Here is a 202-nt window from a genome sequence, read left to right on the forward strand (position 1 = left end):
GTGATTAGCTCAGCTGGGAGAGCATCTGCCTTACAAGCAGAGGGTCGGCGGTTCGATCCCGTCATCACCCACCACTTCTTGAGATTCTCGCAAGAGAAAGGTCGTTCCGAAAGGAGCTGCCACCGACGCGCAGCGGTAGTTCAGTCGGTTAGAATACCGGCCTGTCACGCCGGGGGTCGCGGGTTCGAGTCCCGTCCGCTGC

At 60.4% G+C, this 202-nt stretch carries 1 tRNA gene; it reads left to right on the forward strand.

The window, feature by feature from the left end:
* Positions 1 to 129 precede the first annotated feature (129 nt).
* A tRNA-Asp gene (locus GHO03_RS25055) sits at positions 130 to 202 on the forward strand.

Source organism: Pseudomonas sp. FSL R10-1339 (genome assembly GCF_009600545.1).
Lineage (GTDB): Bacteria > Pseudomonadota > Gammaproteobacteria > Pseudomonadales > Pseudomonadaceae > Aquipseudomonas > Aquipseudomonas bubulae.